General features: G+C 60.3%; 20 protein-coding genes, 2 tRNA genes and 2 pseudogenes. 16 read left to right on the plus strand and 8 right to left on the minus strand.

The features are described from left to right. Positions 1 to 189 precede the first annotated feature (189 nt). Positions 190 to 1,224: a UDP-glucose 4-epimerase GalE gene (galE, locus tag RGR602_RS03030; protein WP_039843883.1), complete on the plus strand. Its 1,035-nt coding sequence runs from the start codon at positions 190 to 192 to the stop codon at positions 1,222 to 1,224. Positions 1,225 to 1,318: 94 nt separating this feature from the next. Next, positions 1,319 to 2,380, plus strand: coding sequence for an enoyl-CoA hydratase/isomerase family protein (locus tag RGR602_RS03035; protein ID WP_039843884.1), 1,062 nt, complete (start codon positions 1,319 to 1,321; stop codon positions 2,378 to 2,380). Here RGR602_RS03035 and RGR602_RS03040 read toward each other — a convergent pair. The 3 genes and pseudogenes from RGR602_RS03040 to RGR602_RS39160 form a co-directional block, all read right to left on the minus strand. Next, entirely contained in the window at positions 2,377 to 4,437 is a 2,061-nt protein-coding gene (locus tag RGR602_RS03040) for an ATP-dependent helicase (RefSeq protein ID WP_039843885.1), read from the minus strand. The genes RGR602_RS03035 and RGR602_RS03040 overlap by 4 nt on opposite strands. Positions 4,438 to 4,531: 94 nt before the next feature. Further along, positions 4,532 to 4,794: pseudogene (locus tag RGR602_RS38030) on the minus strand (hypothetical protein). 158 nt (positions 4,795 to 4,952) lie between these two features. Further along, positions 4,953 to 5,078 carry a hypothetical protein gene (locus RGR602_RS39160; RefSeq protein ID WP_267285084.1) on the minus strand — a complete coding sequence of 42 codons (126 nt, stop codon included), beginning with the start codon at positions 5,076 to 5,078 and terminating at the stop codon, positions 4,953 to 4,955. Between the two features lie 174 nt (positions 5,079 to 5,252). Here RGR602_RS39160 and RGR602_RS03050 point away from each other — a divergent pair, with 174 nt between their 5' ends. Further along, positions 5,253 to 5,513: a hypothetical protein gene (locus RGR602_RS03050; protein ID WP_039843887.1), complete on the plus strand. Its 261-nt coding sequence runs from the start codon at positions 5,253 to 5,255 to the stop codon at positions 5,511 to 5,513. A gap of 238 nt (positions 5,514 to 5,751) precedes the next feature. On the opposite strand, the gene RGR602_RS03055 is transcribed toward RGR602_RS03050, so the two are convergent. Next, positions 5,752 to 5,994, minus strand: a complete 243-nt coding sequence (locus tag RGR602_RS03055; protein ID WP_039843888.1) for a DUF982 domain-containing protein — start codon at positions 5,992 to 5,994, stop codon at positions 5,752 to 5,754. A 409-nt stretch (positions 5,995 to 6,403) separates the two neighbouring features. Here RGR602_RS03055 and ligD point away from each other — a divergent pair. From ligD to RGR602_RS03070, 3 genes and pseudogenes are all read left to right on the plus strand, one after another. Then, positions 6,404 to 7,294: pseudogene (ligD, locus tag RGR602_RS03060) on the plus strand (non-homologous end-joining DNA ligase); the annotation flags it as partial. An 845-nt stretch (positions 7,295 to 8,139) separates the two neighbouring features. Continuing rightward, positions 8,140 to 8,694 (plus strand): hypothetical protein, encoded by a 555-nt coding sequence (locus RGR602_RS03065; protein WP_022715542.1) that lies wholly within the window; start codon positions 8,140 to 8,142, stop codon positions 8,692 to 8,694. A gap of 593 nt (positions 8,695 to 9,287) precedes the next feature. Then, positions 9,288 to 11,201 carry an adenylate/guanylate cyclase domain-containing protein gene (locus tag RGR602_RS03070; protein ID WP_039843890.1) on the plus strand — a complete coding sequence of 638 codons (1,914 nt, stop codon included), beginning with the start codon at positions 9,288 to 9,290 and terminating at the stop codon, positions 11,199 to 11,201. On the opposite strand, the gene RGR602_RS03075 is transcribed toward RGR602_RS03070, so the two are convergent. Both RGR602_RS03075 and RGR602_RS03080 read right to left on the minus strand, forming a co-directional pair. Next, on the minus strand, positions 11,198 to 11,656 hold the full coding sequence (locus RGR602_RS03075; protein WP_039846614.1) for a YHS domain-containing (seleno)protein: 459 nt from the start codon (positions 11,654 to 11,656) through the stop codon (positions 11,198 to 11,200). The genes RGR602_RS03070 and RGR602_RS03075 overlap by 4 nt on opposite strands. A gap of 450 nt (positions 11,657 to 12,106) precedes the next feature. Beyond that, positions 12,107 to 12,181: transfer RNA gene (locus RGR602_RS03080), tRNA-Thr, on the minus strand. 151 nt (positions 12,182 to 12,332) lie between these two features. Between RGR602_RS03080 and RGR602_RS03085 the strand changes: the two genes are divergently transcribed. The 10 genes from RGR602_RS03085 (at position 12,333) to RGR602_RS03130 (ending at position 18,263) form a co-directional block, all read left to right on the plus strand. After that, complete coding sequence (locus RGR602_RS03085) at positions 12,333 to 12,527, plus strand: hypothetical protein (RefSeq protein ID WP_039843891.1); 195 nt, start codon at positions 12,333 to 12,335, stop codon at positions 12,525 to 12,527. 105 nt (positions 12,528 to 12,632) lie between these two features. Beyond that, complete coding sequence (gene murA, locus RGR602_RS03090; protein ID WP_039843892.1) at positions 12,633 to 13,925, plus strand: UDP-N-acetylglucosamine 1-carboxyvinyltransferase; 1,293 nt, start codon at positions 12,633 to 12,635, stop codon at positions 13,923 to 13,925. A 117-nt stretch (positions 13,926 to 14,042) separates the two neighbouring features. Further along, positions 14,043 to 14,480, plus strand: coding sequence for a DUF2948 family protein (locus RGR602_RS03095; RefSeq protein WP_039843893.1), 438 nt, complete (start codon positions 14,043 to 14,045; stop codon positions 14,478 to 14,480). A 37-nt stretch (positions 14,481 to 14,517) separates the two neighbouring features. Further along, positions 14,518 to 15,816: a histidinol dehydrogenase gene (hisD, locus tag RGR602_RS03100; protein WP_039843894.1), complete on the plus strand. Its 1,299-nt coding sequence runs from the start codon at positions 14,518 to 14,520 to the stop codon at positions 15,814 to 15,816. 3 nt (positions 15,817 to 15,819) lie between these two features. Then, on the plus strand, positions 15,820 to 16,293 hold the full coding sequence (locus RGR602_RS03105) for a UPF0262 family protein (RefSeq protein ID WP_039843895.1): 474 nt from the start codon (positions 15,820 to 15,822) through the stop codon (positions 16,291 to 16,293). After that, positions 16,290 to 16,775: an arsenate-mycothiol transferase ArsC gene (locus RGR602_RS03110; protein ID WP_407692038.1), complete on the plus strand. Its 486-nt coding sequence runs from the start codon at positions 16,290 to 16,292 to the stop codon at positions 16,773 to 16,775. The genes RGR602_RS03105 and RGR602_RS03110 overlap by 4 nt, the downstream gene beginning before the upstream one ends. Before the next feature lie 119 nt (positions 16,776 to 16,894). Next, complete coding sequence (gene infA, locus RGR602_RS03115) at positions 16,895 to 17,113, plus strand: translation initiation factor IF-1 (protein WP_003545338.1); 219 nt, start codon at positions 16,895 to 16,897, stop codon at positions 17,111 to 17,113. Positions 17,114 to 17,159: 46 nt separating this feature from the next. After that, complete coding sequence (locus RGR602_RS03120) at positions 17,160 to 17,780, plus strand: Maf-like protein (protein ID WP_022718246.1); 621 nt, start codon at positions 17,160 to 17,162, stop codon at positions 17,778 to 17,780. Positions 17,781 to 17,798: 18 nt separating this feature from the next. Beyond that, entirely contained in the window at positions 17,799 to 18,008 is a 210-nt protein-coding gene (gene yacG / locus RGR602_RS03125) for a DNA gyrase inhibitor YacG (RefSeq protein ID WP_039843897.1), read from the plus strand. Positions 18,009 to 18,187: 179 nt separating this feature from the next. Then, positions 18,188 to 18,263, plus strand: a tRNA-Phe gene (locus RGR602_RS03130). 1,104 nt (positions 18,264 to 19,367) lie between these two features. Here RGR602_RS03130 and RGR602_RS03145 read toward each other — a convergent pair. Beyond that, positions 19,368 to 20,621 (minus strand): D-amino acid dehydrogenase, encoded by a 1,254-nt coding sequence (locus tag RGR602_RS03145; RefSeq protein WP_039843900.1) that lies wholly within the window; start codon positions 20,619 to 20,621, stop codon positions 19,368 to 19,370. Between the two features lie 26 nt (positions 20,622 to 20,647). Continuing rightward, on the minus strand, positions 20,648 to 21,778 hold the full coding sequence (alr, locus tag RGR602_RS03150; protein ID WP_039846615.1) for an alanine racemase: 1,131 nt from the start codon (positions 21,776 to 21,778) through the stop codon (positions 20,648 to 20,650). Positions 21,779 to 21,799 lie beyond the last annotated feature (21 nt).

Genomic DNA, 21,799 nt, shown 5'->3' on the forward strand with positions numbered 1-21,799 from the left:
GCTGTCGCAGCCGGAGCCTTTTTGATGCCGGAAACGGTGGTTCGCTAAAATTGTAGCAAAGCCGGAAATCAGCCTCTAACCACAGCAGCAAACTTACCGGTTCAAAGGCGTCCGAACGGGTGCCTGATAAGAAGATCTGAAAGGAAAACCCGCGTCAGATGCCCTGTCCGATTAAACAGGGAACGGGACATGGCAATTTTGGTGACAGGCGGCGCCGGCTACATCGGCAGTCACATGGTTTGGGCACTGCTCGATGCAGGCGAGAAGGTCGTCGTGCTCGATCGCCTTTCCACCGGCTTTCGCTGGGCTGTCGCGCCTGCTGCGCGCTTCTACCTGGGGGATATCGCCGATGCCGAGGTCCTCAAGACGATTTTCATCGAGAACGACATCGAGGCGATCATCCATTTTGCGGGCTCCGCGGTCGTTCCGGCTTCGGTTGCCGATCCGCTATCTTATTACGACAACAATTCCGGCAAGACGCGTGCGCTCCTGAGCGCGGCGATCGCTGCCGGTGTGCGCCATTTCGTCTTCTCGTCGACGGCGGCGGTCTATGGTCCGCAAAAGACTTCCGATCCGGTCAAGGAAACAGCGCCGCTCAACCCGGAAAATCCGTATGGCCAGTCGAAGCTGATGACGGAGTTCATGCTGCGCGACGCTGCTGCGGCCTATGATTTCGACTATGTGGCGCTCCGCTACTTCAACGTTGCAGGTGCCGATCCGCACGGCCGTGCCGGACAATCCACCAGCGGCGCGACGCATCTCATCAAGGTCGCCTGCGAGGCAGCCCTCGGCAAGCGCGACAGCGTGCATGTCTACGGCATCGACTATCCGACGCATGACGGCACCGGCGTGCGCGACTATATCCATGTCACCGATCTTGCCGAGGCTCACCTCAAGGCGCTGCAGCATCTGCGCAAGGGCAAGGGATCGTTGGTCGCGAATTGTGGCTATGGTTCCGGCTATACGGTGCTCGACGTTCTGAACATGGTGGTGCGCCTGCACGGCTACGCGTTCAAGATTCATATGGCGCCACGCCGTCCGGGCGATGCCGCAAGTGTCGTCGCCGACGCCACCTTGGCGCATCGCGTGCTGGACTGGACGCCGAAATACGATTCCCTTGAGACGATCGTTCGCAGCGCACTGGACTGGGAGCTGGCGCTGATCAACCGCAGGGTCGGGGAGCTGCAGGGTGTGCACCGTGCCCTTGCCGCGGCTTCCTTCTAAAAGCGATCACGCCTGTTTTTCGACGCAAAGTCCACTGGAACGAAGCGCTCCCTCTGTTTATTGATGGGGGGTCAATCGAGGGTGGACGGCGGACATGCAGAACAATCACGAACGGGAAGTCATTATCGAACGGCGCGGCACGGCGGGGATCATCCGCCTCAATCGGCCGAAGGCGCTGAACAGCCTGACGCTCGACATGGTGCGCATGATCGACGCGGCGCTCGACGAATTCGCGGATGATGACGGCGTTGCAAGCGTGGTGGTGACGGGTGAGGGCGACCGCGGCTTCTGCGCCGGCGGTGATATTCGTGCACTTCACGAAAGCGGGCGCTCGGGTTCCGACCTTGCGGAGACGTTCTGGCGCGAGGAGTTCACGCTCAACCACCGCATCGCAAGCTACGCTAAACCCTATGTCGCCCTGATGGATGGTATCACCATGGGCGGTGGCGTCGGCCTTTCGGCGCATGGGCGGCACCGCATCGTGACGGAGCGGACGAGGCTTGCGATGCCGGAAACCGGCATCGGTTATTTCCCGGATGTAGGAGCGACCTGGCTGCTGCCGCGCATGCCCGGCCAGACGGGAACATGGACAGGATTGACCGGCCAGGAGCTGAATGCGGCGGATGCCATCTATGCCGGCCTTGCCGATTTTGAGATCCCGTCGTCGCGGCTGCCGAATGTCATCGACGCGTTGGCTCGGTTGCCGGTCGGGTCATCGCCGGTAGCTTGCGAGGCTCTGCTGAAGCATGTTGCCGGCAAGGCGACCGAAAGCCGCCTGCAGGCCGTTCGGCCGTTGATCGACCATGCCTTCTGTTTCGATCGCGTCGAAGAGGTTATGGAAGCGCTCGCCGCTGACGAAGGCGAATTCGCCGCCAAAACACGGAAGACCCTGCAGACGCGCTCGCCGACGAGCCTGAAATTGACTTTGCGTCTGCTGAGGGAAGGACGGCAGAGCGTCAATCTCGCCGCCTGCCTGAACCGTGAGTTAGGGGCCTGTATGCAGATATTGAAATCCGCGGACTTTTATGAGGGCGTGCGGGCGGCGGTGATCGACAAGGATAGGAATCCGAAATGGTCGCCTTCAACCATCGAGGCGGTAAACGCAGAGGTGCTCGCGCCGTTCTTCAAACCGGCCGATCGCCCGCTTGCCCTCTAGCGCCACATACCGCGCATGCGGGCGCCGACATCGATGCGGACTTGGCGCGCCTGTTGCGCGGAGGCGCTTTCACTCTTGACCTGCGGCCAACCGCAGACCTCGAAAAATTGCAGCAGTGTCGCCGGGATGAAGCGGGTGCGCGAGGCATAGACGTGCCGGTCTCCCTGCGCATTCTGCCCGTGCGTGAAGAAGCGCTGCGGGACGACGAGATCGAGATTGTCCCTGGCGCGCGTCATCGCGACATAAAGCAGGCGCCGCTCCTCCTCTATTTCCGCCCTAGTGCCAACGCCGAGATCCGACGGAATGCAGCCGTCGACGACGTTCAACATGAAGACCTTGGTCCACTCCTGACCCTTGGCCGAATGGATAGTCGAGAGGATCAGATAGTCCTCGTCGAGCAACGGCACGCCCGCCTGGTCGCTGGTCGCATCAGGCGGATCGAGCGTCAGTTCGGTCAGGAAGCGTTCGCGCGACGGGTAGCCGCCGGCGATTTGCTCGAGCTGCAGGAGATCGGCCTGACGCGTTGCGGCATCCTCGTGCAGCCGCTCGAGATGCGGCTGATACCATTCTCGGACCAGGCCGATTTCGGCGGGCCAGCCGGCTTTCTTGGATCTCAGCTCCTGCATGACCGAAACGAAGGAGGTCCAATCCTCGCCGGCGCGCGGCGGGGCGGGCATGTCGGCGAGGGCCTGCAAGGGACTTGGATCCTCCGCCATCTGGTCGAGTGCCCGCTGGGCCGTCGAGGGTCCGACGCCCGGCAGGATCTGCATCAGCCGGAAGCCGGCGACCCGGTCGCGCGGATTGAGCGCAAAGCGCAGGACGGCCAGCATGTCCTTGACATGCGCGCTGTCGAGAAATTTCAGGCCGCCGAATTTCACGAAGGGAATGTTGCGGCGGGTGAGCTCGACTTCCAGCGCGCCGCTGTGGTGCGAGGCGCGGAAAAGCACCGCCTGGTTCTTCAGCCGCGTGCCCTCTTCGCGGTTCTCAAGCACCTTGTCGGCAACATACCGGGCCTGGTCGGCCTCGTCGCGCACCGTGACGAGGCGCGGGCGCTCGCCCGATTGCCGCTCCGTCCATAAGTTCTTGGTGAAGCGCTCCGAGGCAAGATCAATGACGGCATTGGCCGCGGCGAGAATGGGTTGCGTCGAACGATAGTTGCGATCGAGCGTGACAATATTGGCCGGCGGGCTGAATGAGGCCGGGAAATCGAGGATGTTGCGGACTGTGGCGGCGCGGAAGGAATAGATCGACTGCGCATCGTCCCCAACGACGGTAAGCCCCTGTCCCTCAGGCTTCAAGGCAAGCAGGATGGAGGCCTGCAGGCGGTTCGTATCCTGATACTCGTCGACGAGCAAATGATCGAAGCGGCCGCCGATATCCTCGGCGATCAATGGTTCGGCAACCATCTGCGCCCAGTAGAGGAGCAGATCGTCATAGTCGAGAACGTTCTGGGTCTGCTTGGCCTCGACATAGGCGGCGAAAAGTTCGCGGAGCTGCTTTTCCCATGCAGCACACCAGGGGAAGGCGTCACGCAGGACCAGGGGCAGCTCCGTCTGCGAATTCACGGCCCGTGAATAGATCGCAAGGCAGGTACCCTTGGTCGGGAAGCGGCTTTCCATTTTCGAGAAGCCGAGATCGTGACGAACGAGGTTCATCAGATCGGCGCTGTCTTCGCGGTCATGGATGGTGAAGGCGGGGTCAACCCCGATCTGCTCGGCATAATCGCGAAGCAGCCGCGCGCCGATCCCATGGAAGGTACCGCTCCAGGCCAGCGCATCGGCCATGATGCCGGAATTCCTGCCAAGAACCTCAGCGCAAATCCGCTCGACGCGGCGCGCCATCTCGAAGGCCGCTCGGCGGGAGAAAGTCATCAGCAGGATGCGGCGCGGATCCGCACCCTTGACGATCAGATGCGCAACGCGGTGCGCCAGCGTGTTCGTCTTGCCGGAACCCGCGCCGGCGATCACCAGAAGCGGACCTGCGACGTGGCTACCGCCGGCAAGCGTGCCGTGTTCGACTGCCATGCGCTGCTGTGGATTGAGCTTTTCGAGATACATCCAGCCATCCGGTTGGCGCCCGCACGCATGACGGCGCGGACAGATTAGGCGTTCCTTGAATGTTCTCGATAATGATTCCTGTCAAGCGCAAGCTTTAGTGAACGGCGGACACCACTTCCTGCCGCATGAGTTTCAAGCTCCGATCTGGCTGGAGAATGTAGGTTTCCCGCACCCGGTTGCCGCTTGAATTGTAGAAATTGTTGTAAACGGCGCTGCCGACGGGTGATTTTGTCAGTTTGGTTCGCGGCTGCCCGCCATAGGTCAAGCTGCCGCGAATGGGCGTGGGCTCCGATCTGCCGGAGGATGTGCAGGCGCACAGAAGACCGCTGCGAAAATTGCCGAAATGATCACTTTCATTGAACGACCCCGGCTGTCGATCCGTTGCATATGGGCGACCCGCTACCGCACGCTAAGGGTGGTTTCAAAGACAATGGTTGATTCCGATCAGCTCGGCGCGCCGGGATGCAAGGGAAAACCGCTTTGAAGCGTGTAAGCCTCTGTTGCGGTGCGACCGGTCAGTTCGGTTCTGGTTGCTGGATCGTCTCCGGGGGCGTGTCGTCATTTCCCCCGCCCTTGTCGAAAGGTTTGACCACCAGGATACTGAGAATCGAGGCGATCATCGCTGCAATAATGATAAGCATCAGTGTTCTCATGGCAATTTCTACTTCGGATGACGGGATTTGAGACAATTCAATTAAACTTTTTCAAGCGAAAGAAAAGTTCCAAAGGATTCTCGCGAGAATGCGCAAGAAAAAGCGGGAACAAAAACTGCACCTCACGTGTTTGATCGTCTGAATTCAACGCCGGAGACTGTTATGAGGACGACATTCCGACTGGGGGCTGCCGCACTTCTTGTTGCATCCGCCGCATTTGCCACACCTGCATCCGCCTCACTCAAAACCGATATCGATTATTATTCGGCACTGCCGCAGGATCAGATTGCGCTCAATGAATATACCGGCGCGCCTGCCTGTGAGCCGGCCGACGCGCATTATCTGCCATCCTTCATCCGTGCTCCGGACGGCACCATCATCGGCGTCGGCTATCTCGAGATAGAAAGCGACAGCAACTGCTGAAGAAAGGCTACGGGGATTCTGCCCTGACAAGGCCTACGCATGGCTGAGGGAATGAGCCTCTGACCATCATCGACCATCATCATGATGGCTGCAGTTTCATGGGTAGCCAGCGCTCGCGTGCAACGCCTTCAGCACGGGTTTCCAGCCGATCCTCATTCAACAGTCAAATGAAAATGAACAACCATGCCTGAGCGGCACAGGGCAGCAATTCCGACTACAGTTGGCCGTGGTGCACCCGTCAGTGCAGCTTCAGCTTGGCTTCTTCCGCCGCCGCCAGAAACTCGGCGCGGGCCTCCTCGGCGGTCTTGCGTCCATCGAGCGCCGCGCGGCAGACGCTGCGGGCCTTAAGATAACGAAGCCCGCGATTTGCGGGCCAAAGATCGGTAAGACATTTCAATGCATCGAACGGGCCGTTCACGGTTCGCGCATCGGCGTTTTCGAAGCCGACTTTGACCGGATTTCCCCATCTTTCCGTTGCCATAGGCGTATTCCTCCAGCGTTTACGCCAAAACGCGCAGCCAGCCCTTTGCGTTCCCCTAAGAAGGACCGTGCACATGGGTATATTAGCGGGATATTTGTCGCCTGCAATCGGGTTTGATCGCGGCAGATGCGCAAGGTGCGACGGAGGACTGAATTTTTGGCAGAAATGATGCCGCCAGCTGTCACGCCTGCCAGGTGACCGCTCGCTTTTTTGCAGTCAGGGCGCTCTTAAAGCCAATCTACGTCTCGCGACCTTATCGAGGAAGTGGCGGGCAGCCGAGCCCGGAGGTCCCGGTTGCCGCGTCGTCCTGCTGCCCCGCTGCATTCGTGCAGGCAGGCGATGACGGGATGGCAGGGTTGACGCCGCTTGGGTTGATCGTGCTGCCGCTCCTGTTCAGATCGACGGCACCAGACCGCCTAAAGGGCGGGAGTGGGCTTTCGAAATAAAATGGGACGGCTATCGCCTGGCTGTGCATATCGAGCCGAAAGGCGTTCGGATTATTACCAGAGGCGGCCACGATTGGACGGATCGCTTTCCGGCCATCGCAAAAGCGGCGAAGAAGCTAGACGTGGCGACGGCGATCCTTGATGGCGAGGCAGTCGTTCTCGACGCGCAGGGCCGGTCGGATTTCGGACTGCTGCAACAATCGCTCGGCGATCGGGGCGGAAAGCGCATCTCGACCGATGCGATCTTCATGGCGTTCGATCTTCTCTATTTCGACGGCCATGATCTGAGGCCGTTGGAATTCACCGCTCGGCGGCATCTCTTGGAGGGTCTGATCAAGAGCAGGGACGATGTCATCCGGCTTTCTGAAGAGATCGAGGCAGACGGAGACCGGCTGTATTTTGCTGCCCGCGAACACGGCCTTGAGGGCATCATCGCGAAAGACCGTGAGAGCACCTATCGCTCCGGCCGGCGTGGCGACTGGCAGAAGATCAAATGCATCCAGAGCGACGGCTTCGCGATCGTCGGCTATGAGCATTCCTTTGTTGCGCGGGCAGGGATCGGTTCACTGCTGCTCGGAGCGCGCCAAGGCCGCAAGCTTGTCTATGTCGGATCGGTGGGGACCGGCTTTAATGAACGAACGGCGAATGAGCTGCGCGCCGCACTCGACAAGCTCAAGGTGAAGAAGCCACTTGTGGAATATTCAGGCCGGCGCAAATATATCGTCTGGGTGAAGCCAGCCCTGGTTGCCGAGGTCGAATATCGCGCATGGACGCATGACGGCAAACTGCGGCAGTCGTCGTACAAAGGACTGCGCGATCCGGAGGAGAATGCCGGGATTTTTGAGATCGAATGAAGCTGAAGTCAGCTCCGTTTTGGCCTGGGCACTAGAATGCAAGCCTCAATGTCCGCCCGTTATGGTGAGCTTATCGATATCTTTGGCGCGATCGACATAATCGCGTTACCTTCACCCGGTTCGTTCCCGACATGCAAAAACAATGAAAGAATAACGAACGCCACAACGAATAGTATCGATAGGACCGATAGCAAGTTCGGCCGGAGAGTGAAGCCACCAACGCTAGTAGGTTGAATGTGTGCCATGTCTGCCCCTTTGCCGTCGCCTTGGGGAATCGCCGGTCGTTTGACATTAGGTCAGTGAACATGGACAAAAAAGCTATCTCTTTTGGGTACTCTTGGTCCCTCTAACACGCCTTTTGGGTAACGCTGCAGCTGTAGTTTTCGCTGCGGATTTTCCGGCGGTAGCGGCAAGTCATCAACTATTATCAGTTCGACATCTGTGCCTTGCAGGTATTTCCCGAACCCATTGTCGACCGTGTAAACGGCGCGGGCGCCTCTAACAATCGCGGTAGCCGCAATCATTGCGTCGTACTTTTTGACGGAGACACGCGGAACGTGGCTCGGCACGCTAATTGTGGTATCTTAGTTGAAGAGGCAGTTGCTCATGCGTCGGCTACGGCATGAGCTTGGAGGAGTCCGGGGCATCGGCGATCGAAGATGCAGCCTCGTCCCAGGCGCTGTCGCAGCCAATCGGGCTGACTTACGACCGCACGCTTGATCTCGATCTGGGGAACAGGCGCTCGGTGAAACCACACACGTCTCGAAGCACAAGCAGGTCGCCTCTAAATCTGCGGCGGCGCTGAGCATCGGCTTGGATCCACCGCTCGCACCATGGAGGAACCAATGAAACCCACAATCGCGGCATGCGCCGCAGCGATGACACCTGTCAAAACAGCGCTTCTCTCCGGACTACTCCTGGGCTTAGCTCCTGGAGTCGTCCTCGGACAGCCGATCGAAAAGAAGGGGACCACGCCCTATGTCACGCATTTCGTTTTTCGGCCTTTGATGAGCATTGACATTCCCGGAGTCGGTACGGCCACCGCGCTGGAGGCGGTCGGGACCACCGAAAATATGAAGGGAGAGGCGATGCTCGACAAGATGTCAGCACATTGCACGGCGGTAAGCGTTGCTTCGGGCGACAAGAACTACATTGATGGCGCTTGTGTGCTGGCCGATCGGGACGGCGACAAGATCTTCTCGACCTTCGATACACGCGATCTCGACAAGTCGCAGCCGGAAATGGATTGTGGCACCCATATTATCACGGGCGGCACCGGCAAGTACGCGGGCATCACGGGGCGTGAGCCCTTTGCTTGTATAGCGATGCCTGCGCTGGCTGGTCCCGGCGGCTATACTGCGATGGACATCCCGCATAACACGACGTGGGAGATCAAATGACAGGAACCTTGATGTCCTATCGCAAGGCAGCTCAACGAACGTCCAAGAAAGACCTTGCTTTATCAGACGCCCGCGGAGAGGTTTGCAGAGTGTGTTGCAGCGATTAGTTGAACCCACCGCCCATTGCTGACGTTCCCCGGACTGATTTTTCTTTCCGAAACCCGACAGTGAACGCAACCAGCGCTCATGACCCATTCCAGACCTTCCGGTGCATGCACAGCAAAGGGCCTTGCGGCGATACAATGCCTCCGATTTCTGCTACGGTGCATTCCTCGGGCATAGGTGGTCTTAAAGAAAGCCATCGTGGATCGCAAGCTTGCTGCCATTCTTGCTGCCGATGTGGTGGGCTACTCCGCGCTGATGGAGCGTGACGGCCAAGCAGGCGGCCGACGCGCGCATGGGGGCCGGCGTCCATTTTCGCTCCGATGTGGTTGCGGGCCAAAAGATCGGTGAGGGTGTGGCCGAGCAGGTCATAGCGTTCGCGGTTCCACCGCCCCAGCGGTGGGCGCGACGCTCGCCTTCGATCGGGGGCTCCTTGGGGCTTCGCCCAGAGCTATCGGAAAGGTGGCCGAAGCGCACGGGGGAGAGTCGGATTGTCAACCGAGAATGTAGAGCGGCGACTTACGGCCATTCTAGCGGCCGACATCTCCGGCTACAGCCGGCTGATGGGCAACGACGAGGAAGGTACGCTCGCCCAGCTGAAGGCGCATCGGCGTGCTCTGGTCGACCGAAAGATCAACGAACACCGCGGGCGGATTGTCAAGACCACCGGCGATGGGATGCTGGTCGAGTTCGCGAGTGTGGTCGAGGCCGTGCGCTGCGCCGTCGAGATCCAGCGCGGCATGGCGGAACGCAATGTCGCGGTGCCGGCAGGACAACGTATCGAGTTCCGCGTCGGCATCAATGTCGGCGACATCATCATCGAGGATGACGACATTTTCGGGGATGGCGTCAACGTGGCGGCTCGCTTGGAGGGGCTCGCGGAGCCTGGCGGCATCTGCGTCTCGGGCCGCGTGCAGGAAGACGTGCAAGGCAAGCTCGACATTGCCTTTGAGGATATCGGCGAACAGAAGCTCAAGAACATCGCTCGGCCGGTGCGCGCCTTTCGCGTGCGGCTCTCCGCCACGGCCGCTCCGGCGCCCGCCGGCTGGCGCCGGGGATTGTTCGCCGCTCTGGCTCTGATGATTTTGCTTATTTTAGGCGCGCTATGGGCCGGTCTAGGCTCTGAGTGGAAACTTCTCAGCATTCTGCGCTCTGGCGATCAATTCACAAAAAGTGCTGAAGTCGGCACGAAACCCGCGATCGCCATTCTCCCGTTCCTGAACCAGAGCGACGATTCGGCTCGTCAGTATTTCGCGGATGGATTGACGCAGGATATCATCAACGCACTCGGACGGTTCTCCGCGCTGACCGTAATGTCGTGGAACGCGGTCTTCCCCTACAAGGGAAAGCCCGCAAGCCCGGAGGAGATCGGCCGCGGTCTCGCCGTCAGCTATCTGGTCGAAGGCAGCGTCCGCCAGACCGGCGACCGCGTGCGGGTCATCGCGCAACTCGTCGACACAAGGCAGGGACGGGTGATTTGGTCTGCACGCTTCGAGGAGGCGCTGGCGGACGTGTTCGCGCTGCAGGACAACATTGTCACTCGCATCGTCAGAGTCCTGGCGATTCGCGTGACGCAGATCGAACAAAATCGGGTGTTCGCGAAGCCAACCGAAAATCTCGCAGCCTATGATTACGTGCTGCGCGCCAGGCCGGCATTGCAGAGCCCGACGCATGCAAACAATGTGGAGGCGCGCGCCCTGCTCAGACGCGCCATCGAGCTTGACCCGAACTACGCTGCTGCATATGCGGCCCTTGCCGAAACCTATCACATTGCCAGCTCGATGGGCTGGGCGGAATCGCCAACCGCCTTCCTGAGCCGTGCCGAGGAACTGGCAATCAAGGCGCTGAGCCTTGATGATTTCGACGTGCGCGCGCGCATCACTCTCGGCCACATCCACCTCTTTCGTCAGAGATACAACCAGGCAGAGGTTGAGATCGAGCGCGCCATTGCGATCAATCCGAACGATGCTCACGGCCTCGCCGGGCGCGGCACCATCCTGTTGTGGCTGGGACAGACGGATGCGGCGATCGAGGCCTTGGAGCAGGCGCAGCGTATCGACCCCGATCTCAATGCGATCGATCGCTTTGCGCTGAGCCTGGCCTACTATCTGAAACGGCGTTACGACGCGGCGATCGAACAGGCGGAACTTAGTCTTCGAACAACCGCAGGCGCGAACTTCAGCCGTATCCTGCTGGCGGCAGCCTATGCGCAAGACGATCGAGCGGAGGATGCCGCGCGTGTCGTGGCGATGATACGCCGCGTCGACCCAACCTTCGACCCGCAGGAGTTCGGAACCAAGTTTCTAAGCTCTGGCGATCTCGAACATCTGCGCGACGGATTCCGCAAGGCCCGCCTCTACCCTGTCACAGGCGACCTGTCACCGGCCGAGAGAATGGACCGCTAATGTCCTTCAAGCAGCGCGCGGTTCTGGTTGGCCTTCGCGATGTTCGCAGCAAGGTCCTGCTGGAAAAGCGCGGGTCCCATCGGGGCCGGTTTGCCGAAAATATAAAGCTTTCCGTCGCTGATCAGCCAGTTCTCCGGGTTGGCCTCGTCGAGCTCGCCCAGGGCCAGCGCCATTGCACAAAAATTTCCGAACTCTGGCGCGTAGCGAACAGGATCGGCCTTGAAAAGCTCGCGATGGTCGGCGTTCACGAAGAGGTAGCGGTGCTCATCCCATTCGTACTCGATCTCCGGCAGCCCGCGCGTGGGGCTTCCGATGGTGAAATAGGCGACCGGGTCATAACCCTTGATCGCCAGCGGAACCGCTTCCGTGGCAAAAGAGGGCATCGAGGTCGCAAACAGGGCGGCTGTGACCGCCAGAACGAGGCGAATGGCATTTCTCCGAGAGACATTGTGCATGGCGAATTTCCTGATTTGCTCGTCCCGGGCCGCTATCAGCCCCGCGGCAAGCGAAGCCGTCTGCGTCATTCCGTTCGGGCGTTAATTATCGCTCTTGTAGCGCTCGGCCGCAACACGTTTCGGAGATTTTCGGAGTTCGAGTGTAGTGAGGGCCGGCGCCCATTGCAGGGGCGCCGGGCTCCATTCTTCGTCTGCTTATGGCGGTGCGTCGCTGCCATTGCGATGGTCGCCAGTCGTGCCGAACATGAAGGACTGTTTCACCGCGATATCATGGGACTCCGCAAAATGCTCTGAAAGCGATTCCGCAGACGGCCATTGTGTGAACATCCCGAGAACCGACTGCACGGATTTCCTGTGCAATTCGCGTTTCGTTCCGCGCTTTCATGTGGTTCTGCGCACGGCCATCGCACTATGTTCGCCTGTCATGCTATTGTTTTCTTTGTGGAAAACTGGTGCTGCCGAGTGGGATTGAACCACCGACCTCACCCTTACCAAGGGTGTGCTCTACCACTGAGCTACGGCAGCAGGACCAGGACGCATGAGCCAACGGCTGCATTGCGTGAACGGGGGGCCTATTGCCACAGCTTCTTGATAAGCGCAAGCCGCAAATTCCAACTTCGCATGTATTAAGGCCAAGGCCCTTTTTGCGCGAGGCGGAATCCGCTAAACATCAAGCATGGACGACAAGATCGAAAATGCCGCAAAGGGCCGCAAGGCGGTGATCGAAGAGCAGGCGAAATTGCGCCGCGAACGCGCTGCCGAAAAGCTTCGCGAAAATCTCGCCCGCCGCAAACAGCAGACACGGGCGCGCCGCTCCGGCCAGGCGGACGAGACAAATGGGCTTCCTGCCGCAAAAATGGACGAATCGTAATGTTCGGTTCACGGCGAATTGAAGCGTGCCCGGATTTCGTCTAAAGACCCCCATCCCTTTTAAAGGCAGAACTTTCAGAAAGGCGGGCACAGCCCGTAAGCCCATATGGATCGTATCAGAATTGTCGGCGGTAATGAGCTCAATGGCATCATTCCGATTTCCGGCGCCAAGAATGCTGCCTTGCCGCTAATGATCGCCTCGCTTTTGACCAGCGATACCTTGACGCTCGAAAACGTCCCTCATCTGGCGGATGTCGAACTATTGATGCGCATCCTCGGCAATCATGGTGTCGACGTTGCCGTCAACGGCCGCCGCGAGCGCCAGGAAGACTCCTATGCACGCACGATCCACTTCACCTGCCGCACCATCGTCGATACGACCGCGCCCTATGAGCTGGTCTCGAAGATGCGCGCTTCCTTCTGGGTCATCGGACCGCTCCTCGCGCGCGAAGGCCACTGCCGCGTCTCTTTGCCGGGCGGCTGCGCCATCGGCACGCGTCCGGTGGATCTCTTTCTCGAAGGACTTGCAGCGCTCGGCGCAAACCTCGAAATCGACGGCGGCTATATCAACGCCACGGCACCGAACGGAGGCCTGATCGGCGCGCGCTACGCTTTCCCGAAAGTTTCCGTCGGTGCGACCCATGTCATGATGATGGCGGCAACGCTTGCCCGCGGTACCACGGTCATCGGCAATGCCGCGCGCGAACCGGAAGTCGTCGACCTCGCCAACTGCCTGAACGCCATGGGCGCAAAAATTTCCGGCCAGGGCACCTCGACGATCACCATCGAAGGCGTGCAATCGCTTTCCGGCGCGCGCCACCGCGTCCTGCCGGACCGCATCGAGACCGGCACTTATGCCATGGCCGTCGCGATGACCGGTGGCGACGTCGTTCTGGAAAACACCGATGCAGCTCTGCTCGAAACTGCATTCGAGACCCTGCGCCGTGCCGGCGCGGAAATCTCGCCGACCAACAACGGCGTGCGCGTCAGGCGCAATGGTGCCGGCATCAGGCCGGTCGATGTCGTGACCGATCCGTTCCCCGGCTTCCCGACGGACCTGCAGGCGCAGTTCATGGCACTGATGACGCGCTCCTCCGGTATTTCGCATGTGACGGAAACCATCTTCGAAAACCGCTTCATGCATGTGCAGGAGCTTGCCCGCCTCGGCGCGAAGATTTCGCTTTCCGGCCAGACGGCGAAGATCGAGGGCGTGCCGCGGCTGAAGGGCGCTCCGGTGATGGCAACGGACCTACGTGCTTCCGTTTCGCTGGTGATCGCCGGTCTTGCCGCCGAAGGTGAAACTATGGTGTCGCGCGTCTATCACCTCGATCGCGGCTTCGAGCGGCTGGAAGAAAAGCTCACCCGCTGCGGCGCGATCGTCGAGCGCGTCAGCGAATAGGGAAGGGCGGTTCTACGCCCTTTATTCCGGTTGCGCATTTAGCCGCGGCATCCTATTTCCCTTGTCGAACGCATCGCCATCCCGGCGGTGCGCGATGGACCCAGGGGTTTTGCCTGCATGACCGATTTGAAGCTTCTTGCGCTCGATAGTGAAGACCTTGCCGTGGTCTCCGCCCATATGCAGGACAGCGTCTTCAAGGTCGGGGACATGGCCTGGTCGCCGCGGGACGGGCAGTTTTCGATAGCCGCCAACCGGTTTGTCTGGGAAGATGCCCTCAACAAGCGCAAGGGCTTTGAGCGCCACCGGGCGGCGCTGATCTTCAAGCGCGTTCTGGCCGTCCGCTCCACCGGGATCGACCGCCAGCGGCGGGACGATGTACTGTCCCTGCTGTCCGTCGGCTTCGAACAGAAGGGGGAGGGGCCGGATGGCACGGTCGAGCTGACGCTTGCCGGCGCAGCCGAGATCGTCCTCGACGTCGAATGCATCGAAGTGCAGCTTGCGGATATCGGTGGGGCATGGGAAACCGCCTCCAAGCCCCGCCACCCCGGTGCGTGAAGACGTCCCCGTGTCGAATTGAGAAGGAATATCTGCGTTGGCAATCTGGCTGGATCAGACATCGGACGGTTTCGAGCAGCGCTTCGCCGCGTTTCTGACAACCAAGCGTGAGGTTTCAGAAGACGTGAACGCGGCCGTGCGCACGATCATCGACGACGTGCGCGCCCGCGGTGATGAAGCGCTCGCCGAATATTGCAAGAAATTCGACGGCATCGATTTTGCCGATGTGCCGATGCGCGTGAGCGAAGCGGAAATCGATGCCGCGGTGGAAGCAGTGCCTTCCGAAGTGCTCGGCGCGCTGAAGGTTGCGGCCGTCCGTATCGAATCCCATCATCGCCGCCAGCTGCCGAAGGACGATATCTACGAGGACGCCATGGGCGTCGGGCTCGGCTCGCGCTGGACGGCGATCGAGGCGGTCGGTCTCTACGTGCCGGGCGGCACGGCAAGCTATCCGAGCTCGGTGCTCATGAATGCCGTGCCGGCAAAGGTCGCAGGCGTCGAGCGCATCGTCATTGCGGTGCCGGCAACGGGCGGTGAGGTCAATCCGGCCGTACTTGCTGCGGCCAAGCTTGCCGGTGTATCGGAAATCTACCGTGTCAGCGGTGCGCAGGCTATTGCCGCGCTTGCCTACGGGACGGAGACGATCGCGCCGGTCGCAAAGATCACCGGCCCGGGCAACGCCTATGTTGCCGCCGCCAAGCGCCAGGTCTTCGGCACGGTCGGCATCGACATGATCGCCGGCCCGTCGGAAGTGCTGGTGATCGCAGACAAGGATAACAACCCGGACTGGATCGCCGCCGACCTTCTGGCCCAGGCCGAACATGATGCAAGTGCCCAGGCGATCCTGGTCACTGATAACGCCGAATTCGGCAAGGCCGTGGAAGTCGCCGTCGAGCGGCAGCTGAAGACTTTAAACCGTGCGGAAACCGCCGCCCGCAGCTGGCGGGATTTCGGTGCGGTCATCCTGGTGAAGGACCTGAAGGATGCGATACCGCTTGCCAACCGCATCGCCGCCGAGCATCTGGAGCTCGCGGTTGCCGATCCGGATGCGCTGCTCGACGGAATACGCAATGCCGGCGCGATCTTCATCGGCGCCCATACGCCGGAAGTGATCGGCGATTATGTCGGCGGCTCGAACCATGTCCTGCCGACAGCGCGCTCTGCCCGCTTCTCCTCCGGCCTTTCCGTGCTCGACTTCGTCAAGCGCACCTCGATCCTCCGGCTCGGCCCGCAGCAGCTTCGCGATCTCGGTCCGGCGGCGATTGCCCTCGCGGTCTGCGAAGGCCTCGACGCCCATGCGCGATCAGTCGCGATCCGTCTCAATCTCGAAAGGTGAGGCATGGCGAAGGGCGACTTCCGGCTCTCAGATATCGTCCTTGACGATACGATCGGCCGTTCGACGCCTGATGTCGAGCACGAGCGCGCCGTCGCGATCTTCGACCTCATCGAGGAAAACAGCTTCGAGCCAGTCGGCCACAGCGGTGGACCCTACCGGCTGAAGATTTCGCTGGTCGATTCCAAGCTCGTCTTTGCGATCACCACGGAAGCCGGGCGGGATGTTGCGACCCATATCCTGTCACTGACCCCCTTCCGCCGGCTCGTGAAAGACTATTTCATGATCTGCGAAAGCTATTACGAGGCGATCCGCTCTGCCTCGCCAAGCCGCATCGAGGCGATCGATATGGGACGGCGCGGCATCCACAACGAGGGCTCGCAGACATTGAAGGATCGGCTTGCCGGGAAGATCGAGGTCGATTTCGACACGGCGCGCCGCATCTTCACGCTCGTCTGCGTGCTCTACTGGCGCGGATGACGGCGATGGCGCCGGCTCCGACCACGGCAGAAGGAAAGGCGCCCGGCGCGATTCTCTTCATGTGCGGGCTGAACGCCATCCGCTCGCCGATCGCCGAAGTGATCGCCCGTAGCATCCTGCCCAGGAATACCTATATACGTTCCGCAGGCGTTCGCGCCGGCGAGCGCGACCCCTTTGTCGATGTCGTGCTCGATGAAATCGGCCTTTCGCTCGGGCGTCGCCAGCCGCAGACGCTTGACGAGCTCGAGGATGACTACTTCGATCTGATCATCACGCTCTCGCCGCAGGCCCATCACGCCGCACTGGAACTGACGCGGTCGAGCGCCGTCGACGTGATCTATTGGCCGACGATGGATCCGACGGTCACAACCGGGACCCGCGAGCAGATTCTGGACGCTTACCGTGAGGTGCGTGATCACCTCGAGACGCTCATCGAAACACGGCTCGTCAGGAGAAATGGCATCGCCGCGCAATCGGCGTGAAACAAAAGGAAGAAAGCCCGATCAACAAGGTTCACAAATGACCCCTGATTGTGTAGTTTCCGCGAAAATTTTAAGGCGGCCAATGCCGTCATCTCAACCGACAGGAAGAAAACCTTTATATGCCTAAAGAAGAAGTCCTCGAATTCCCGGGTATTGTGACCGAACTTCTGCCGAACGCGACCTTTCGGGTGAAGCTCGAAAACGAGCACGAAATCATCGCCCATACGGCGGGCCGCATGCGCAAGAACCGCATCCGCGTTCTCGCCGGCGACAAGGTTCTTGTGGAAATGACGCCTTACGATCTCACGAAGGGCCGCATCACCTATCGTTTCAAATAGGCTTGGCCCGGAAGCTTCAAGGGCTTCCGTTTCCGGTCGAGGGTCCATGGCGCTCACATACAAGCTCATTCTGGCTTCCGGCTCGCCGCGCCGTGTCGACCTGCTCAACCAGGCAGGCATCGAGCCCTCGCGCCTAATGCCGATGGATATCGACGAGACGCCGAGGAAATCCGAGCATCCCCGTTCGCTTGCCCGGCGCCTTTCGACGGAAAAGGCCGAAGCGGCCCTTGCCGCGATCAAGAGCGACATGGCCTGGAAGGGCAGCTATATCCTTGCTGCCGACACTGTGGTTGCCGTCGGTCGCCGCATTCTCGGCAAGGCCGAGTTCGCAGACGAGGCTTCCGCCTCGCTGCATCTGCTTTCCGGCCGCAGCCACTGGGTCTATACCGGCGTCTGCCTGGTGACGCCCGACCGCAAGATCCGCCAGAAGATCGCCGAGACGAAAGTGCGCTTCAAACGCCTTTCCGGTTTCGAGATCGAGAACTATCTTGCCTCTGGCCAGTGGCGCGGCAAGGCGGGTGCCTATGGCATCCAGGGGCTGGCCGGCAGCTTCGTGCAGAAAATGGTGGGCTCCTACACAAATGTCGTCGGCCTGCCGCTTTATGAAACAATCCTGCTGCTGACCGGCGAAGGCTTCGACGTGCATAGCCGGTGGCCTGAAGGCTGAGCCCGGAGGAAGATCACCGTGCCCGAAGAGAAAAAAACCGTCGCCAAGGTCGAACCGCTGCGCAAGACGCGCCCTTGCCCGGAATGCGCCAAGCCCTCGCACCGCGATCACTATCCTTTCTGTTCGAACCGGTGCCGCGAGGCCGACCTCTCCCGCTGGCTGAACGGCGCCTATGCCATTCCGGTTGCCGAAGACGAGAAGAGCAGGGACTACGACGACGAAAACTAGCGATAATCCACAGCGAACCCCTTCAATTTGCTCGTGAATCCGCAAAATGTCCCCGGTTGGCAAAAAACTGTCATTTGCTGCTTGCCATGGCCGGACAAGATGCTATAACCCCGCTCGCTTCCGGGGCGAACCAAGGCCCCGCACTTCTTTCAACGAAGAATGTTCTGCGAAGCACGGATGCCCAGATAGCTCAGTTGGTAGAGCAGCGGATTGAAAATCCGCGTGTCGCTGGTTCGATTCCGGCTCTGGGCACCACCGAAAACCCATTTAAAAAGCCGTGAGCCGTGATCTGGTCCGCAGATTTACTGTTTGAATGTCGCATCACGCCTCGGACGGAGCCTCGGCCCCGGAACTGCGCACCCTTGCGGATTTCGGTGGATTCGAATCTGACTACGTGACGTTCGCGAAGCCGTCCATTGGCTGGAGACTAAGCCACCCTACCGTCTTTTCCATTCTATTCAGGCACTGTTCTGCATTTCAGATCGGCGACAACCTGAAGGCATGAGTATCGGGTCGGTCGCGGCACCTAGACCAAGAGGAGAACCATCCCAGATCGTTCAAGACGACGGCCGCCTGCTTGGTTTTGGATAGATATCGCTCATCGATCGACTTGATGCCCTAATTTTCGCGGCGGTAGGTGTCTTAGGTTCGGTCGCGCGCGCGTCCGTCTGTGGGCACTTGCAAGAGTAACTCGGCCCACGGCGGCTACAGCGTCCAATTCTATGAGGTAGCCAAAATGCAATCCGGGAACGGGCACCACCGTTCGAGCCGGCCGCACCTGCTGCTTGAGCGTTACAATTCATGTCATCTGAACGCTGGCTTGAGAAGGAAGTTAATAAAGATTTCGCGCTGCTGCCCCAGCGCCAGTCAACAAGGAAGCGTGATCGGCGCTGCGAACCTTCATTGAATGCGCCGGCCGTTGCGGTCGGGGTTCGAGCGCACCGCCTGTCGCACGGCGGCCTTTGCAGCCGCTGTAGATGAGCATGTCGGCGCCGGCGACCGTCGCAGAATCGACCAAAGCAGGGCTCCGCCATCCCTGATCAAGGGTGCCAAGACTTTGGTCTGGAGGAGTGTCCACGGAAATTCACCGCAGTTCGGAGGTCGAACTGATCGGCATTCGCTTCGTTCAGCGTCGCCATGCACCCGATGCCGGCATGAGAAAGGCGCCGTCGACGCGCCATACCTAATCGCGCACGGCAGTGCCGAACTCGGCGGCGGCGGGATCGGTAGCGTCATTTTCAAGATGACGGCCGTGAGCAGCATCGTTTCGGCAATCTGTTCTGGATTGTGCCCGGTCAAGACCAAGCGAGCACCCTCGTCGGTTAGGCGCTTGGCGGTGGCGCGGCCGATGCCGGATCCTTATCCGGAGTATCGGCTGATCGCGAGATCGGTCGCGTCGATCTCAGGTTTGCGACCGCTGACAAGATCGGCGATCACGCGCGCCGAGCCAGAGCTCATCGTCCAGCCTAACGTCCCATGCCCTGTGTTGAGAAACAGGCCCGTGATCTTCGTTGGACCGATGACGGGCGTCCCGTCCGGCGTCATCGGACGCAATCCTGACCAGAAGGATGCATTTGAGACCTCGCCCCCGGGGAAGAGGTCGGTGACGGAATGTTCGAGCGTGCGGCGGCGCGCCTGCCCGAGATCATTGGTATATCCGGAGATCTCTGCCATGCCGCCAACGCGGATGCGATCGCCAAGGCGGGTGATGGCGATCTTGTAAGTCTCGTCCATCACGGTCGATTCCGGCGCGCGCGAAGCGTCGGTGATTGGGATCGTCAATGAATAGCCCTTCACGGGATAAACTGGCAGTGTGATGCCGAGCGGCTTCAGGAGCAGCGAAGAGTAGCTGCCGAGTGCCACGACGACCGCATCGGCGCGAAGGATTTCTCGATCGCAGATGACGCTGCGGACCCGACCGCCTGCCACATCCAGCCCTTTGATCTGAGTGTCATAGGCGAAGCGCACGCCGAGTTCCTCGACTTTCTTCGCGAGCGCATTGGTAAACTTGAAGCAGTCGCCGGTTTCATCCTTCGGCGTCAGCAGACCGCCAACGATCTTGTCGCGCACATGAGCAAGTGCCGGTTCGGCACGGATGCACCCATCACGGTCCAGCACCTCGTAGGGAATGCCGTCGGCGGCAAGAGCCTTGACGTCCTTGCCGGAGGCATCGAACTGCTGCTGCGTACGGAAAAGTTGCAGTGTCCCCTGCATGCGCTCATCATAGGCGATGTCTGTCTCGGCACGTAGCGCGGCGAGCGAAATCCGGCTGTAATCTGCAAGCCGCAGCATACGACTCTTGTTTATCGCATACCGCTCGGATGTGCAGTTCGACAACATCCTGACGAGCCAGCAGAGCATCGCGACATCGACCTTCGGGCGCAGGATCAACGGCGCGTATTGCATGAACAGCCATTTGATTGCCTTCATCGGAATGCCGGGTGCGGCCCACGGCGAGCAATAGCCGAAGGAGACTTCGCCGGCATTGGCAAAGCTCGTTTCAAATGCCGGCCCCTCTTGGCGGTCGACAACGATAACCTCGTGTCCGGACTTGGCAAGTTGGTAGGCGGACGTCACGCCGATGATGCCGGCGCCGAGAACGATGACTTTCATGTGTATCCTTACGCGAAAATAAATGTTCAGCGATACCGCCGATGATAGCGCTGACCGAGGCCGGTCAAGATTTCGTAGGAGATTGTGCCGGCGTCGCGGGCAAGGTCTTCCAACGTCTGATGAGGGCCGAGCACTTCAACGAAGCTGCCGAGGGTTAGCGTGCCTTCCGGCAGGGCAGATATGTCAATTGTCATGCTGTCCATCGAAACTCGGCCGACAATCGGAAGGCGTACGCCATCGTAGTAAACCGCTCCACGACCGCTCAGGCTGCGCAGCAGCCCGTCGGCATAACCCGCCGCAAGCGTCGCAAGGCGCATTTCGCCCTCCGCGACATGAGCACCACTATAGCCGATACGAGCACCGGCCTGGACCGCCTGGATCTGCACCACCGCGACATCCAGGTGAACGACCGCCTCCATCGGGTTTGCAACACCTGCAGTCGGGGCGCCACCGTAAAGCGCAATTCCGGAACGGGCGAGCACACCGTGAAAGGCATTGCCGAGAAAGATCCCGCCGGAATTAGCGAAGCAGACGTCGAAGCCGGGAAACTCGTCGGCGATCCGGTTCATTTCGGCAAGCTGGTCGCCATTTTGCTCGCTTCCAGCATCGTCGGCGGACGCGAGATGGCTCATGATGAACAAGATCTCGACATTCCCGAATTCCCTAAGCGACGCCGAAAGCTCCGCCCGCTTCTTGGGCTGCACGCCAAGTCTCGACATGCCGGTGTCGAACTGTAATACCGCCGGTAGCGTGCGCTTCAGGCGGCGGGCCGCGCCAGCCCATTGCTGCAACTGCTCCAAGGAGTTGAGAACGGGGATGATGCGGCTCTCGGCGCAGCGAATTTCGCTTCCAGGCTGCAAACCGTTGAGGACGAAGAGCTGGGCCTCAGGCGGCAGATTGGGCCGAAGGTGTACGGCTTCGACGAACTGGGCAACGAAGAAATGCCGGCAGCCTTGGGAGTAGAGCGCTTGCGCCACCTGGTCGGCGCCAAGACCATAGGCGTTGGCCTTGACGACGGCGGCCGTCTGCGCCGGCGCTACCATTTCCGACAGAAGCTTATAGTTGCGGCGCAGCGCACCGAGATCGATCGTCAGGTAGCCCGAAGCTCCCACGGAGCTTAAGGCCGCCTGGCTTCTGGATTCCAAAATCATGTCCATCAGATAGCCTCTCTTGCTGCC

Source organism: Rhizobium gallicum bv. gallicum R602sp, assembly GCF_000816845.1.
Taxonomy (GTDB): Bacteria; Pseudomonadota; Alphaproteobacteria; order Rhizobiales; family Rhizobiaceae; genus Rhizobium; species Rhizobium gallicum.

Excerpts from the sequence above, each read along its gene's own strand:
- galE (WP_039843883.1), top strand. The coding sequence starts at position 190 with ATGGCAATTTTGGTGACAGGCGGCGCCGGCTACATCGGCAGTCACATG.
- RGR602_RS03035 (WP_039843884.1), top strand. The coding sequence starts at position 1,319 with ATGCAGAACAATCACGAACGGGAAGTCATTATCGAACGGCGCGGCACG.
- RGR602_RS03040 (WP_039843885.1), bottom strand. The coding sequence starts at position 4,437 with ATGTATCTCGAAAAGCTCAATCCACAGCAGCGCATGGCAGTCGAACAC.
- RGR602_RS39160 (WP_267285084.1), bottom strand. The coding sequence starts at position 5,078 with ATGCTTATCATTATTGCAGCGATGATCGCCTCGATTCTCAGTATCCTG.
- RGR602_RS03050 (WP_039843887.1), top strand. The coding sequence starts at position 5,253 with ATGAGGACGACATTCCGACTGGGGGCTGCCGCACTTCTTGTTGCATCC.
- RGR602_RS03055 (WP_039843888.1), bottom strand. The coding sequence starts at position 5,994 with ATGGCAACGGAAAGATGGGGAAATCCGGTCAAAGTCGGCTTCGAAAAC.
- RGR602_RS03065 (WP_022715542.1), top strand. The coding sequence starts at position 8,140 with ATGAAACCCACAATCGCGGCATGCGCCGCAGCGATGACACCTGTCAAA.
- RGR602_RS03075 (WP_039846614.1), bottom strand. The coding sequence starts at position 11,656 with ATGCACAATGTCTCTCGGAGAAATGCCATTCGCCTCGTTCTGGCGGTC.
- RGR602_RS03085 (WP_039843891.1), top strand. The coding sequence starts at position 12,333 with ATGGACGACAAGATCGAAAATGCCGCAAAGGGCCGCAAGGCGGTGATC.
- murA (WP_039843892.1), top strand. The coding sequence starts at position 12,633 with ATGGATCGTATCAGAATTGTCGGCGGTAATGAGCTCAATGGCATCATT.
- RGR602_RS03095 (WP_039843893.1), top strand. The coding sequence starts at position 14,043 with ATGACCGATTTGAAGCTTCTTGCGCTCGATAGTGAAGACCTTGCCGTG.
- RGR602_RS03105 (WP_039843895.1), top strand. The coding sequence starts at position 15,820 with ATGGCGAAGGGCGACTTCCGGCTCTCAGATATCGTCCTTGACGATACG.
- RGR602_RS03110 (WP_407692038.1), top strand. The coding sequence starts at position 16,290 with ATGACGGCGATGGCGCCGGCTCCGACCACGGCAGAAGGAAAGGCGCCC.
- infA (WP_003545338.1), top strand. The coding sequence starts at position 16,895 with ATGCCTAAAGAAGAAGTCCTCGAATTCCCGGGTATTGTGACCGAACTT.
- RGR602_RS03120 (WP_022718246.1), top strand. The coding sequence starts at position 17,160 with ATGGCGCTCACATACAAGCTCATTCTGGCTTCCGGCTCGCCGCGCCGT.
- RGR602_RS03145 (WP_039843900.1), bottom strand. The coding sequence starts at position 20,621 with ATGAAAGTCATCGTTCTCGGCGCCGGCATCATCGGCGTGACGTCCGCC.
- alr (WP_039846615.1), bottom strand. The coding sequence starts at position 21,778 with ATGGACATGATTTTGGAATCCAGAAGCCAGGCGGCCTTAAGCTCCGTG.